The sequence below is a fragment of the Anabaena sp. UHCC 0204 genome, from assembly GCF_009711975.1.
Classification (GTDB): Bacteria; Cyanobacteriota; Cyanobacteriia; order Cyanobacteriales; family Nostocaceae; genus Dolichospermum.
Map to the genome: position 1 here is coordinate 55901 of NZ_VIKW01000007.1, position 15537 is coordinate 71437.

12 protein-coding genes are annotated in these 15537 nt (G+C 39.2%); 10 read left to right on the plus strand and 2 right to left on the minus strand.

The window, feature by feature from the left end; all coding sequences use genetic code 11:
- The first annotated feature begins 56 nt into the window (after positions 1-56).
- The 10 genes from FJR04_RS07795 (at position 57) to FJR04_RS07840 (ending at position 13153) form a co-directional block, all read left to right on the plus strand.
- Entirely contained in the window at positions 57-1487 is a 1431-nt protein-coding gene (locus tag FJR04_RS07795; RefSeq protein WP_168493342.1) for a cytochrome ubiquinol oxidase subunit I, read from the plus strand.
- Positions 1487-2500: a cytochrome d ubiquinol oxidase subunit II gene (gene cydB / locus FJR04_RS07800; protein WP_168493344.1), complete on the plus strand. Its 1014-nt coding sequence runs from the start codon at positions 1487-1489 to the stop codon at positions 2498-2500. The genes FJR04_RS07795 and cydB overlap by 1 nt, the downstream gene beginning before the upstream one ends.
- Positions 2501-2648: 148 nt before the next feature.
- On the plus strand, positions 2649-2861 hold the full coding sequence (locus FJR04_RS07805; RefSeq protein ID WP_168493346.1) for a chlorophyll a/b-binding protein: 213 nt from the start codon (positions 2649-2651) through the stop codon (positions 2859-2861).
- A gap of 250 nt (positions 2862-3111) precedes the next feature.
- Positions 3112-4011, plus strand: coding sequence for an MbnP family copper-binding protein (locus tag FJR04_RS07810; RefSeq protein ID WP_168493348.1), 900 nt, complete (start codon positions 3112-3114; stop codon positions 4009-4011).
- Positions 4008-5174, plus strand: a complete 1167-nt coding sequence (locus FJR04_RS07815) for a methanobactin export MATE transporter MbnM (RefSeq protein WP_168493350.1) — start codon at positions 4008-4010, stop codon at positions 5172-5174. Before FJR04_RS07810 ends, FJR04_RS07815 begins: the two co-directional genes overlap by 4 nt.
- A 258-nt stretch (positions 5175-5432) precedes the next feature.
- Entirely contained in the window at positions 5433-10544 is a 5112-nt protein-coding gene (locus tag FJR04_RS07820) for a CHAT domain-containing protein (protein ID WP_168493352.1), read from the plus strand.
- 35 nt (positions 10545-10579) lie between these two features.
- The gene (locus tag FJR04_RS07825) at positions 10580-10936 is read left to right on the plus strand and encodes a YtxH domain-containing protein (RefSeq protein WP_168493353.1); all 357 of its coding nucleotides are present in this window, start codon (positions 10580-10582) and stop codon (positions 10934-10936) included.
- Between the two features lie 23 nt (positions 10937-10959).
- Complete coding sequence (locus FJR04_RS07830; RefSeq protein WP_168493354.1) at positions 10960-11415, plus strand: DUF948 domain-containing protein; 456 nt, start codon at positions 10960-10962, stop codon at positions 11413-11415.
- A 157-nt stretch (positions 11416-11572) separates the two neighbouring features.
- Positions 11573-12382, plus strand: coding sequence for a TPM domain-containing protein (locus FJR04_RS07835; RefSeq protein WP_168493355.1), 810 nt, complete (start codon positions 11573-11575; stop codon positions 12380-12382).
- A 141-nt stretch (positions 12383-12523) separates the two neighbouring features.
- Positions 12524-13153: a precorrin-8X methylmutase gene (locus FJR04_RS07840; protein ID WP_168493356.1), complete on the plus strand. Its 630-nt coding sequence runs from the start codon at positions 12524-12526 to the stop codon at positions 13151-13153.
- A 187-nt stretch (positions 13154-13340) separates the two neighbouring features.
- On the opposite strand, the gene FJR04_RS07845 is transcribed toward FJR04_RS07840, so the two are convergent.
- Together FJR04_RS07845 and dapB are read right to left on the minus strand one after the other, a co-directional pair.
- Complete coding sequence (locus FJR04_RS07845; protein ID WP_168493357.1) at positions 13341-14030, minus strand: phosphate ABC transporter permease; 690 nt, start codon at positions 14028-14030, stop codon at positions 13341-13343.
- 32 nt (positions 14031-14062) lie between these two features.
- Complete coding sequence (gene dapB, locus FJR04_RS07850) at positions 14063-14899, minus strand: 4-hydroxy-tetrahydrodipicolinate reductase (RefSeq protein ID WP_168493358.1); 837 nt, start codon at positions 14897-14899, stop codon at positions 14063-14065.
- Positions 14900-15537: the final 638 nt, after the last annotated feature.

Consider the following 15537-nt stretch of genomic DNA (forward strand, 5'->3'; position numbering starts at 1 on the left):
TGGGCTATATCTACAACTCATCGCCCTAAATTTTGTTTATTCACGAGAAGGTAGTTATGGGATTTTTGTCAGACCCCATTATATTGTCACGCATACAATTTGCCGTGACTAGCATATTTCATATGTTATGGCCTGTCTTAACCATCGGCATGGCGGGTTATTTGGTAGTAGTAGAAATTCTCTGGTTGCTCACAAAAAACCCTGATTACTACCGTCATGCGCGTTTCTGGTCAAAAATCTACATTCTTAATTTTGGGTGTGGAGTCGCATCAGGAGTTGCTTTAGAATTTGAATTTGGTGCTAATTGGTCTCCATTTTCTGTAGCTGTTGGTGACTTTTTCGGCACAATTTTAGGCTTTGAAGGCACAATGGCATTCATGCTAGAAGCTGCCTTTTTAGGCATCATGATTTCTGGTTGGAATCGTGTACCTAGTTGGTTACATTTGCTATCAACAATCATGGTTTTTGTCGGTGCAAGTCTATCTTCTTTTTGGATTATTGTCGCTAATTCTTGGATGCAAACACCTGCTGGTGGCGAAATGGTGAATGGTAAATTCATCGTCCATGATTTTATCCAAGCCATTTTTAATCCAGCAGCATTAAGTAGTTGGTTTCACATGGTTTTGGCGATTTTAGAAACTGCACTATTTGTAATTGGTGGTATTAGTGCATGGTATATTCTCAAGAATCGCCATCATGCTTTCTTCAGTAAATCTTTCAAATTGGCTTTAGCTCTAGCTATTTTTGTCACTCCTCTACAACTATTTGTTGGTCATATCAGTGGTGAACAAGTTTATCACAACCAACCCACAAAATTAGCTGCAATAGAAGCAATTTGGGATACTATTCCCGCCGGAGAATCTGCACCTTGGACAGCGTTAGTTGCACCTGATATAGCTGGAGATAAAAATCATTGGGAACTGAATATTCCTCACGCATTAGGTTACATCTTAGAAATGAAACCTACTCTTTCTGAACCAGTGAAAGGTTTAAAAGAATGGCAACCACAAGATAGACCTCATGCTATCAGTCTTATTTTCTATTCTTTCCGGATCATGGTAGGAATTGGCTTCTTTTTATGTGGGTTAATGTTGTTCAGTGTTATTCAATGGTTACGCGGTAAACTTGCCATAGAAAATATCACTAAACAACGTTGGTTGATGCGAGGTTGGGTATTTGCCGCGCCTTTAGGATATCTGGCTGTGGAGTTTGGTTGGATAGTGCGAGAAGTGGGAAGACAACCTTGGACTGTCTACGGAAAAATTAGAACAGCAGATGCAGTTTCTCATCTCCCAGCAAATACGGTTCTCACTTCATTGATAGCTTATATAGTTATCTATTTGCTGTTATTTAGTTCTGCTTTGTACTTTGGTAGTCGCATTGTTCGCCAAGGTCCAAATTTGGAATTACCACTACCAACAGGTAGTAATAAAAGAGAATTTGTGGGTGAAATTGTAGGAACTAAAATTCAGGAAGGAGAGGTTTAATGGACACATTGGAACGAATATTACCGATAGTTTGGTTTGGTATTATTGCTTTATTTCTCTCCATTTATTTGATTACTGATGGTTTTGATTTAGGAGTGGGAATTTTAACTTTAAGACGCAAGAATGAGGAAGAAAAAGGCATCTTGATTAACACTTTAAGCAGTGTTTGGGATGCTAATGAAACTTGGTTAGTGTGTACTGGAGGGGCTTTATTTGGGGCTTTCCCTCTGGCTTATGCCACAATTGTTAATGCTCTGTATATTCCAATCACCTGCATGGTAATTGGATTTATTTTGCGGGCGGTTGCATTTGAATTTCGAGAACATTCCCACAATAAAACTTTTTGGAGTTTTGCCTTTGGCGGTGGTAGTTTACTAGCTACTTTATCCCAAGGATTAATTTTGGGCGGGGTTTTAGCTGGAATCAAAGTTGATAGTACAGGTGCGTTTATTGGTGGGATTTGGGATTGGTTAAATTTACCATCAATTCTCGTAGCTTTAACTGTCATGCAAGGCTATGTGATGATTGGTGCAACCTATCTAATTATCAAAACAGAAGGTGAACTACAAAAAACCTACTATCGCACAGCTTTATTATCAACTTGGGCGACAGTTATTGGGGCAATTGTGATTACTGCTGCTGTTCCCGTGTACTATGAAAATATACGCGATCGCTTGTTTCATCAACCAGAAGTATTTATCTTTGCGTTAATTCCTATACTGGCTCTTTTAGCAGTTAGCCGATTAATTTACAGCATCAATGCTCGTCTGGAGATGACACCTTTTATTTGGGCAGTTGTGGTATTCTTAATTACAACTGTGGGTTTAGCTTTTGTCATCTTTCCTTACATTATTCCCACCCAAATCACCATTTTTGAGGCAGCTTCTTCCTTTAGTTCTCAAGTTTTAATGATTACCTTCATTGGCTTTTTTGTACCGATTATGCTGTTCTATAATGCCTATCTATATAGGGTATTTCGAGGCAAAGTAGTTAGTAGTCATTACGGCGAATAATATCGCATTCTAACCGAACTTGATTATACGGTATACCGAACGATATTTAGTACGGCTTACCGTATTTTTTTTATCATGTCAAGCCCTTGCAAAAAATATTTACGAAATGTTATATTTATTTACATAAGAAAACAAAAAGGAAAAAAACATGACAGTTAAAGGCTTTACTACCAACGAACTCGGTCAACTCAACAGCTTTGCAATTGAACCCAAAGTATATGTAGACCAAACCCCAAGAACAGGTTTCACAGAATACGCAGAAAAGCTGAATGGACGTTTAGCAATGATTGGCTTCGTTTCACTCATAGCTGTAGAAGCGATTACTGGAAATGGCTTGATTGCATGGTTAACAAACCTGTAAATCAGATTTTGAATCAATAAAAAAAGCATTAATTAAATTAGGAAAATATTAAATAATCTCACATGAAGTCTTAGTTTTTTAAACTAGGGCTTTTTTTGATTTAAATATGTAGCGATTTCTCCAAACCCACAAAATCGAAAATCAAGTTTGACAGCTTGTCTTTTGACTTAGTGATTTATTTAACTGAAAATTGAATACATTAGAGATACACCTACTTTCAGACTAAATTCATGTATTCATACAAATAACCATGAAACGGCAATTATTATTAACATCTACCACAATGGTAGGAATTATTCTGGCGGGAAATTTTTGGGGCGTTACCAAAACTGTAGCTCAAACTACTAACACCCAAGAAGTAACAATTAATTTTCAAGCAAGAGTGGGTAAACAACCTTTTGAATGCGGTAAAACCTATACTTTAGGTAAACCAGCCACAAAAGTTACTCCTGATGACTTCCGTTTTTATGTATCTGATATTGCCTTAATTGATAATAATGGTAAATCTATACCTGTGAATTTAACACAGGATGGAAAATGGCAATATCAAAATGTCGCTCTCTTAGACTTTGAAAATAAATCTGGTGGCTGCATTAATGGTACAGTCGAAACACGCAATCAAATTATGGGGACAATACCCAAAGGTAATTATCAAGGGTTACAATTTACTTTAGGTGTTCCTGTCAATCTTAATCATGCTGATTCTGTCACCGCACCTTCACCATTAAATCTGACTTCTTTATGGTGGAATTGGCTTTTTGGTTATAAATTTGCTCGTTTGGATTGGAAAACACAAACTCATAATTCTCAGGTAAAGCATGGTGAAAAAAGTGAAAAAGCTCAGGGTTTCCCAATTCATTTGGGTAGCACTGGTTGTCAAGCAAATGAAGGAAGTCAAAAACCATCAACTTGTAGTAATTTGAATACCTCAAAAGTCATTTTTACCAAGTTTGATATTAATAAAAATGTCGTAATTGCTGATATTGCATCCTTAATACGAAGCACAAATTTAACAATTAATCAAAAAAATACTCCCCCCGGTTGTATGTCATCTCCAGATGATAGTGACTGCAATGTGATTATGACTAATTTCGGTCTACCTTTTAATGGTAAACCTGCTGCTAAACAGAAATTTTTTAGAGTTGAATGAAATTATCTCGCTGGTTCACCTTGCTGACAATTTGTTTGTTCTCAGTTTGTTTATCAATTGGACTGAGTACAGCCATTTCTGCATCTCCAACTTCAGCATATAACTGGAATCTTCCAGTTTGGATGCCTAAACCAATAGTACCAGCCGATAACCCCATGAATTCCCAAAAAGTGGACTTGGGAAGACATCTTTTTTATGAGCAACGTTTATCAATTACAGGTGAATTTTCCTGTGCTGCTTGTCATCTCCAAAAATTGGCTTTTACTGATGGTAAAACAGTAGCTGTGGGAGCAACTGGGGAAAAACACCCTCGTAACTCTATGAGTCTTGCTAATATTGCCTATAACCCTGTATTAACTTGGGCTAACCCTTTAATTACAAAGCTGGAAAATCAAGCTTTAGTGCCAATATTTGGGGAACATCCAGTGGAAATGGGGATGGTAGGAAGGGAGAAACAAATATTAGCAATGTTGCGAGATGACGCGAAATATCGGCAGATGTTTACAGATGCTTTTAGAAATGAGAAAAATCCTCTTAATCTCAATAATATTACTAAAGCTTTAGCAGCTTTTGAACGCACTTTAATTTCCGTGAATTCTCCCTATGATAAATATCGCTTTGGTGGTGATACTAATGCCATTTCTCCAGCAGCAAAACGGGGTGAAAAACTATTTAATAGCGAAAATTTAGAATGTTTTCACTGTCATGGTGGAATTAATTTTACAGATTCAGTCATGCACGAAAAATTAGCCTTTCAAGAAATTGCTTTTCACAATACTGGGCTTTATAACATTGATGGTAAAGGTTCTTATCCAGCAGATAACACTGGTGTTTATGAAATTACCTCTAAACCAACAGATATGGGTCGTTTTAAAGCTCCTACTTTGCGTAATATTGCCCTCACTGCTCCCTATATGCACGATGGGAGTATAGCGACTTTAGAAGAAGTAATTGACCATTATCAAGCAGGTGGAAGAACTATTAAAACAGGGGAGTTTGCCGGAATCGGCAATACAAATCCTTTCAAAAGTGAGTTTATTAGTGGTTTTAAATTAAGTGACACTGAAAAACAGGATTTACTGGCATTTTTGCGAAGTCTGACTGATGAAGAGTTTGTTAAAAACCCTGCTTTTAGTAATCCCTACCCAGAGAAAGTAAAATAAAAATAATCGCAGGTAACTTAAATCCTACCTTCCGCACCCTAAATTGTCACACAACGGAAATTGGTCGTTTGGAGATATGGGATTGGCGAACTGCTTGCAGCAGCGCTTCCCTATCGCCTACGAATATTAGTTGGGTTTTGTCAAAAATCAAACATTAAATGTGGAGAAAAATCAGAAAAAACCGATTGTGACACCAGGGGGTGCGGAAGATGGGATATAATCTTTTGATGACATCAAAAGTCTGATATTAGAAATTTTATGCTACCAGCCATTTCCCTTGTCATTACAGCTTATAACCGCGATCGCTATCTAGCTGCTACTATTGAGAGTATTTTAACTCAGACTAGGGGTGATTTTGAACTCCTAATTTGGGATGATGGTTCAACAGATAGTTCCGTAGAAATAGCCCGTGAGTATGCAAAACGAGATCAGCGGGTACGGGTAATAGTTGCAAAACATTTGGGACGAGGATTAGCTTTAAAATTAGCAATTTCCCAAACTACAGCCCCTTATATTGCTTGGGTAGACAGCGACGATTTACTAGCACCAACAGCACTGAGTGAAACTGCGGCAGTTTTAGATAAAAAACCAGATATTGGTTGGGTTTACACCGATTATTTAGATATTAACGAAAAAGACACAATTCTTAGCTATGGTTATCGTTGTCTTTTTCCCTACAATCGGGAAGAACTATTAAATAAGTTTATGACATTCCACTTTCGGCTAATCCGTCGAGAAGTATTTGAATTAGCGGGTGGAATTGATGAATCTTTAGAAGTAGAAGATTACGATTTATGTATGCGACTTTCCGAAATAGCAAAAGTTGAGCATATATTTAAACCACTTTATTATTATCGTAGCCATCCAAATAGCCTATCTTGGCAACGGAGTTATCAGCAAATTAAAGACTCCTACAAAGCTGTAGTTAAAGCCCAAAAACGCCGCAAATCTTGGAGAAGTTCTTTAGCTGCCAGTTTTATCCCTTTATTATTGGGGCTATTTCCCAACTTTGCCCAAGCACAATCAATTACACCAGCTAATGATAGTACAGGCACAATTATTAATAATCAGGACAATAATATTAATATTAGTGGAGGAAGTTTAAGCAGTGATAATACTAATTTATTCCACAGTTTCTCCCAATTTGGATTAGATGCCAATCAAACTGCTAATTTTCTTGCTAACCCACAAATTCAAAATATTTTAGGACGGGTAACAGGTGGCAATGCTTCTGTAATTAATGGCTTAATTCAGGTAACAGGTGGTAATGCCAATTTATATTTAATGAATCCAGCCGGAATTATTTTTGGTGGAAATTCTAGTTTAAATGTTCCTGCTGCCTTTACCGCAACTACAGCTAATGGCATTGAATTTGCTAACAATCAATGGTTTAATGCTATTGGTACAAATAATTATAGTAATTTACTTGGTAATCCTACAGGTTTTGGTTTTACAACTAATCAACCAGGTAGTATTTTTAATGCCGGAAATTTAGCAGTTGGGGAAGGGCAAAGTCTCACCTTATTAGGTGGTACTGTTATGAATACAGGGACAATAACTGCTCCTGGTGGTAACATCAAAATTATGGCAGTCCCTGGAGAGAAAATTGTCAGAATTACTCCAGAAAATAGTTTATTGAGTGTAGATTTACCACTAGATACACAATCTCAAATTAATCCTCAAGTATTCTCACCTCTTTCTTTACCACAACTGCTTACGGGTGGAAATCTTGCTGCTGCAACAGGATTTGCTGTAGAAAATGGGGAAATTAAGCTGACGAGTACAAATACAGTTATTCCTACTAATCCTGGTACAACTATTGTTAGTGGAGAAATATCAGTTGCTAACTCTAATAATACTAATAATACTAATAATACTACACCAGAAATTCAGATTTTAGGCGATCGCATAGCCCTATTCAATGCCAACATCAATGCTAATGGTGTCAACAGTGGTACGGTTCTGATAGGGGGAGATGATCAAGGACAGGGAACAGTCCCCACAGCAACCAGTACCTTTGTTAGCAGTGACTCTATTATTACTGCTAACGGCTTACAAAACGGTGGTAAAGTCATAGTTTGGGCGGATGATGCTACCCGCTTTTTTGGTACTATTAGCGCCAAAGGTGTTAATGGTGGTTTCGTAGAAACTTCTGGTAAAAACTTCTTAGATGTCAATGGTGCAACAGTTGATGCTAGTGGTAGCAATGGACAAGCAGGAACTTGGTTACTAGATCCGACTAATATCAATATTGTCACTGCTGGTACAGGAACTTTAACTGGTGGTATTTTTGATCCAGCCACTAATAGTACCATTGCTCCCACTACCATCGAATCGGCTTTAAATAGTGGTACAAATGTCACTATCACGACTGCTGGTGGTACAGGTGGTAGTGGTGATATTACGTTGACTAATTCCATTGGTCAAACATTAGGAGGAAGTGCATCTCTAACACTGACGGGACGGCGATTTTTTCGGGGTCCCTATGGCACAATTAATATGAATAGCACGGGTGCATTGACGTTTAACATAAATCAGGTTAATCCAGAAACAATAGCACCTAATAGTTCAATTCAGAATGCCATTAATGCTATTGGTACTGTAGCAGGAGGTACAACAATTAACCTGGGTGCAGGTACTTATACAGGGAATACAGTCTTTATTAATCAACCCTTGACTATAAATGGGGCTGGTTTAACTAATACAATACTGGATGCTCAGAACAATAACTCTGTGTTTCAGATATCTAGTTCTGATACAGTTACTCTCAATAACTTTTCTATTCTTAATGGCAATGCAAGTTCTTTCTATGGTAGTGCTATTTATAACACAACCTCAAATACACTAAATATTAATAACCTTGCCTTCAATAATAATTCTGCTCCTTCTAACGGTGGTGCTATCTACAATTCAGGTGGTACTATAAATATTATTAATAGTACCTTTAATAATAATAATTCTGCTTTTTCTGACGGTGGCGCTATTTACAATTCAAGTGGAACTGTAAATATTACTAATAGCATCTTTAGTAATAACACTGCAATCAACAATGGTGGTGCTATTTATAATTCTTCTGGCACAGTAACTATCAACAATAGTACCTTGAGTGGAAATTCATCCACATCTGATGGTGGTGCTATTTATAATTCTTTTGGTACAGTAACCATTAACAATAGTACCTTGAGTGGAAATTCATCCACATCTGATGGCGGTGCTATTTATAACCAAGGTGGTGACGGTGGTATAGTATTTGTTCGTAATAGTACCTTTAGTGGTAATCAAGCAACTGACGGTGGAGCTATCTATAATCTTGCTGGAACTATAAGTGTTATCAGCGGTACTTTAAGTAGTAATACTGCAACTAATCTTGGTGGAGGTATTTACAACTCAAGTGATGGAAACATCTTACTTAAAAATACTATTGTAGCAGGTAATACAAGCTCTACAAGTCCTGATATTTTTGGAAGTGTTGATTCTCCGAGTAACTACAATCTCATTGGTAATGGTACTGGGATTGGTATCAACAACGGCGACAATGGTAATTTAGTAGGCTCTAATATTGCACCAATTGATCCTAAATTAGCAGTATTAGGAGATTATGGTGGTACAACTCAAACCATGGCTTTATTACCAGATAGTCCTGCTATTAATACCGCTATTTTAGATAATGATTTTACTACAGATCAACGTGGTATTAGTCGTTTTCAAGGTGCAGCACCGGATATTGGGGCATTTGAGGTAGTGGGTTATACCCTTACGCCTATTGCTGGTTCGGGACAAAGTACCACTGTAAATACTACTTTTGGCACGAATTTACAGGCAGAAGTAACAGAAGATGGTTTTAATAAAGCAATTCCTAATGTAAGTGTGACTTTTAATGCTCCCGGTAGTGGTGCAAGTGCAAGTTTTACTGGTAGTAATACTTTAATTACTGATAATAGCGGAATTGTATCTATTCCTGTGACAGCAAATTCTATTGCTGGGAGTTACAGCATTAGTGCTAATAATGGGATTTTAACTCCGGCAAATTTTAGTTTAACGAATCAAAGTCAAGAGGATAATTCTTTTGAACCCACGACAATTATTGACACAAACTTAGGTAAAACTTCCATATATAAAGAAAATCAAACCAATTTCCCTGGAGAAATTGATGAAAAATTTACGGCTGAGTTTAAACAATATTTATCAATTGAAGAAAATATTGAAGTTGTATCTGTGAATGAATCCCGTGGAATCCTGTCGAAAATTAATAATGCAACTGGTGTTCAGCCAGCACTTATATATGTCAATTTTGTACCGACAACTATCTCAGGTGAAGCATCACAAATTCTCAAATCTGATAGCGATCGCTTAGAATTATTAATTATCACTAGCAAGGGTGAACCAATTCGCAAAGTCATCAATGTGACTCGTTCTCAAGTTATAGAAGTCGCCAGAAGCTTTAGAAGCGCCGTTACAGATAACACCTTCCGTCGTAACTATAAGCAGCCAGGAAAACAACTGTACGACTGGCTAATTCAACCCATAGAGTCAGAACTGCAACAGCAAAAAATAGATAATTTAGTATTTATCATGGATGGGGGATTGCGATCGCTTCCCATTGCTGCCTTGTATGATGGTGAAAAACATCTTGTAGAACGTTACAGTGTTGGTTTAATGCCGAGTCTGAGCCTCACTGATACCAACTATGTTGATATTAAAAAAGCTCAAGTTCTAGGTATGGGTGCTTCCACATTCATTGATCAAGATCCCTTACCCGCCGTACCTACAGAATTATTAGCTATTACCAACCAACTATGGACAGGAAAATCATTCTTAAATGAAAGCTTTACCCTCAAAAATCTCCAAAACCAGAGAAAAGAAATCCCTTATGGCATTATTCACCTAGCTACTCATGGTGAATTTCAAAGCGGGTCCGCAAGTAACTCCTATATCCAGTTGTGGGATACTCGGTTAAAAATGAATCAATTACGACAATTGGGTTGGAATAATCCCCCCGTGGAATTAGTCGTATTAAGTGCTTGTCGGACAGCCATAGGAGATGAACAAGCTGAATTAGGTTTTGCCGGTTTTGCAGTCCAGGCTGGTGCTAAGTCTGCATTGGCGAGTTTGTGGTATGTTTCTGATGAAGGTACTTTAGGATTAATGAGTGAGTTCTATAAACAGTTAAAAACATCACCAATTAAAGCCGAAGCATTAAGGCAAGCTCAAATTGCTATGTTAACAGGAGAAGTCCGCATCCAAGATGGTAAATTACGGATTTCTCGCGGTGATGTGAATTTACCACCCCTATTGAAGAGAATTGGCAATAAAGATTTACAACATCCCTACTTCTGGTCTGCTTTCACTATGATTGGGAATCCTTGGTAAAGTAGGTAATAAGAAAATAGGCTGAAAATAAAAAAATGTCTAACAACCGTTCTGGAATTTTTATTGGTGGTTTGATGTTAGGAGCAGCTATCGGCACTCTAGCCGGTTTGCTAGTTGCTCCACGAGCAGGACGCGAAACCCGTAAACTTATTAAAAAATCCGCCAATGCTATCCCCGAATTAGCCGAAGATATCTCTACTAGCGTGCAAATTCAAGCAGATCGTCTTTCTAGCAGCACCTTGCGAAATTTTGATGATACTGTAGATAGATTTCGGGAAGCGATCGCTATAGGTATAGATGCTACCCAGCGCGAGAGCCAAAATTTCAACAAGCAAAATACTGTTGATATCAGCAGTACCGCCGACATTGCCGATACTCTGACTCAAAACTAGAACGTTTATAAAATGGCATAACCGTGATTGATCCTTTATTTTGGCTGGGACTATCCATCCTCTTCGTTGCTACAAGCCTTACAGCCGTTTTGGTAGCAGCCATACCCGCCTTGCAGGAATTAGCCCGCGCTGCTCGCAGTGCTGAAAAATTCTTTGATACCCTTTCACGCGAGTTGCCACCTACTCTCAATGCTATCCGCAACACCAGCTTAGAAATAACAGACTTAACAGATGATGTCAGCGAAGGTGTCAAAAGCGCCAGTCAAGTTGTTAAACAATTTGATCAAAGTTTAGATAGCGCCAAAAAACAAGCAGAAAATATTCAAATTAGCACCCGGAGCGTCCTAGTTGGCTTTAAAGCAGCTTGGAAAAGCTTTACTCGCAAAAAACCCGTCAGAAGAAATCCTGAACGCTTATCAAGTAATGATAAACCATCTCTAACATTACGAGAACGGGAATCAAAAAGGCATGAAGGATGAATCAAAAATATTGACCATTCCCCAATTTCCAAATCAGATTTTGTTGAGATATCAATTATTAGAGTAAAGTAAAGAAGTGTAAAGAAGTATCACTTTTACCTTACTCTTTGAAAAGCACTTGTTCCATTTTACTCTTGACAATAGTATAAAAACGTTCATGCACCTGTGTTTTTGGCGACGAATTTTAGTATCAATTGCCGTATTCTGCTTTGCTGGCTCAATTTGGGCAATTAATTCTCCATCAGCCCTAGCTTATGAAAATCCCGATTTACTACCCGGCTTTGTAACACCAGTAGTAGATTTAGCAAAAACTCTCCCTGACCCCCAAGAAGAAAAGCTAGTTAAAGAATTGGAGCAATTTGAAACTGATACTGGTTGGAAATTGCGCGTATTAACTCAATATGACCGCACTCCAGGCCGAGCAGTAATTAAATATTGGGGTTTAGATGACAAAAGCATTCTCTTAGTAGCAGATGCTCGTGGTGGTAACATCCTCAGCTTTAGCGTTGGTGATGCAGTTTATGAATTCTTACCCCGCACCTTCTGGATTGAACTCCAAACCCGCTTTGGTAACTTATACTTTGTCCGCGAAGAAGGAGAAGACCAAGCCATTCTTCAAGCTTTAGATTCAGTTAAAGGTTGTTTACTCAAAGGGGGTTGTAATGTAGTTCCTGGACTACCTAGAGAACAATGGATACTTACCCTTGTTACCTCCGCTGTCGGTGGCATTATTTGTGGTTTTGCGGCTCAACCCCGGAACGACAAACAAATAGTAGCTTGGCAATGGGCGTTAATTTTCTCACCTTTATGGGGAATGTTGTTTATTGCCTTTGGTATTGCCCCAGTTATTACCCGTACAAGCGACTGGTTGCCTCTCGTTCGTAATATTTCCGCTTTTGCTATTGGTGCTTTAGTAGCTTATTTATCACCTGCGTTCAGTCGTCCTTCTTCTAGTGCAGAATCCTGAAATGTCATAGCGATTATGGGGATTGGGAATTGGGGACTAGGGATTGGAGATTGGGAATAAATTCTTTTTGATGACCAATTACTCATGACTACGCACGGAAACTGATAAGCTAAAAGCTAATATATGAGAAGCTAAATAGCAATGGAATGGCACGTAACTGATGCTCAAAGCTTGGCAATTATTGATAGTGAAATTGGTGATCATGTTTTTTCACCAGCAGAGTATGAAATCGTCCGGCGAGTAGTATACGCCACCTCTGATTTTGAGTATAAATCCTTAATACGTTTTTCAGAACAAGCCTTACAAGCTGGAGCAGCAGCCCTAGCAGCACGAACTACTATTGTGGTAGACGCGCCCATGGTGCAAGTTGGTATAGCTTATGACATTCAAAATACTTTTTCTAATCCAGTGTATTGCAGTATGGAAGCACTAACACGACCCCAAAAGGAAAAAACTCGCTCTGCTTGGGGTATTGAAACCCTAGCTAGGCGTTATCCAGAAGGGATTTTTGTAGTTGGTCAAGCACAAACAGCATTAACTGCACTGGTTGAATTAATTGAAGCTGAGGAAATCAGACCGGCTTTAATAATTGCTACTCCCGCAGGGTTTATTAATTTAGAAACTGCTAAGGAACGATTGCAAGAATCACTAGTTCCTTATATCACTATTGAAGGCCGCAAGGGCAATGCCGTCGTAGCTGCGGCTATTGTTGATGGCTTAGTTGATTTAGCCTGGCAAGCCTATGGACAAGATAGAACTGGTGGTGGGTGAGGCTCTGGGAGGCAGGGGAGCAGGGGAGCAGGGGAGCAGGGGAGCAGGGGAGCAGGGGAGCAGGGGAGCAGAGGAGCAGAGGGGCAGAGGGGCAGAGGGGCAGAGGGGCAGAGGGGCAGGGGAGCAGAGGGGCAGGGAGAATATATTTTCAACGGACAACGGACAACTGACAACTGACAACTGACTCCTATTCCCTATTTCCCTGTCGTCCTGAACGGCGGCGGGGTTTTCTTTCTTGTCCTTCACGTAAGCGCATACTGACTTCGTTAAAAAAGTCTTTGCGGACATAGGGATAATCACTAACCCATAGGTCACGACTAGGAATGTATATATCGCTGAATTCTTCTATTGTGCTTAAATCAGGGCGATTTGACATGACCACCATTTCGGCTATTTGACCACGTGCGATCGCTTTGTGGGCAGGACGTAGTGGTGCTTCAAAATCAACACTAAATCCTGTGTCGTCGCCTATTTCTAAGTTAATCCGCTTTTCGCGGTTTTCGATAATTACTAACTCACCTTTGCTGTTAACGGTTTCCTGTTTGCCCATTAACCGATCTGTGATCCACCAATCTAGCACTCGTCCCCGGAAAAACCCACTATATTTGTAACTGCGACATTTTTTATTGCGGATACTCGCTTGGAATATGGGATACCAGAGCCAAAAAAAAGCACCAAATACACCAAAACCGAATATTAACCCAAATTCTACTCTGAACAAGAATTGTATTAGCAAAAGCACAGCTACGGTAACTACGGAAATTAGTATCCGCTGCAAAGAATTACTGAACTTCCCCCAATAGTATTTATATTGTGGACCAGACGCAATGAGGGGAATGATTTGTTCAAATTTTTGGCGAGTTAGGGGGACGAGCATATTTTTGGCTTTTAGATAGGAAAATCGTAGTTCTAAAGAATTTTTTCTAATCCATATACTAATGACTTTAGCTGGTTGACTTTGCGAATGGCTAGTAATACTCCTGGCATATAACAGGCGCGATCGCTTGTATCATGACGTAAGGTATAAATTTGCCCGGCTGCACCAAAAATTACTTCTTGGTGGGCAATTAATCCTGGTAAGCGCACACTATGAATTCTAATCCCTTCGTCTGCTAAACTGCCTCTAGCCCCGGCTATTTTCTCAGTTTCTTCCACAATGGCGGTGTTAAAAGTTTTACCCATTTCCGCTAGGAGTTGGGCGGTTTGAATTGCTGTGCCGCTGGGAGCGTCGGCTTTTTGGTTATGATGAAGTTCGATGATTTCTACATGATCAAAATACTGGGAAGCTCTAACTGCGGCTTCTTGTAGTAGTACCATGCCAATGGAAAAGTTAGGAATAATTAGACAACCGGTACTAGCTTTTTCGGCAAAATCGGCTAATTGTTGGAGTTGTGCTGGACTTAAACCTGTAGTACCGACAACTGGACGAATTCCATAGGCGATCGCACTCCGAATATTGTCATATACTGCGTCAGGATGGGTAAAATCAACTAATACCCCCGGTTGCATCTGTCTTTCCCCAGCTACATACCCCAACATCGGTTCTAATTGATTGGTAATTGGAACTTCTAAGGGTTCACTTAAACCCGCTAGTTCCCCAGCGTCTTTACCTTGATGTTCAGGAGTCGTGTCAATTGCACCCAGTAAAATCAAATCAGATGCTTGGGCTACTGCTTTAATTACCTCACGTCCCATTTTACCAGCAGCACCATTGACAATAACGGGAATAGAAGTTTGATTGCTCATAAGACCTCGCGGTAAGTGGGAAACTCAGTCACTTTAGTGCTGAGAGGGATGGTTCGACGCAGCTCACCAGCCGCGACTCAAGCGGGTTTAACCGCTTTGAATATTTCTTCATTACCGCCTTGGAATCGGAAAATTTGGGGTACTTTTGTGATGTACTTTCAACGGGACAATTACCGATTCAAATTTTCCAACTCTGTACGCATAATGTATTGCTCCGAAGTGCCTCCCATTTCTGGGGTAATGTTAGCTTTGACCAGTTATCAGAGCTTGTTAGGCTTGCAACACTGTTCCAGTGACCTTAGAACTGTTTAATCACAAGCGACAGAGCAGGGGACTAGCTACGCATCCACAGGGTGTCGTGACTCAAATAACGGCTACCGTGAGAGTAAACTCAGGGTGGTCTGGTCAGCACGGCTTACTTGATTACTCTTGCAAGCCCAGTCCCTTTAGGGCTGGGTTACTGACAGATTAAATAATTATTTTTAATTCAACACAGAAATTGTCTCACAAATGCCACTCATATATGCCTAAACTGGCAGTACGCCGGGAATTATTATTTCTTGTATACGAATAAACTAATCTGTGTCAGATGTAAACATACAATAGTTGTTGATCTTGTCAAAAAAGTTAACTAACAA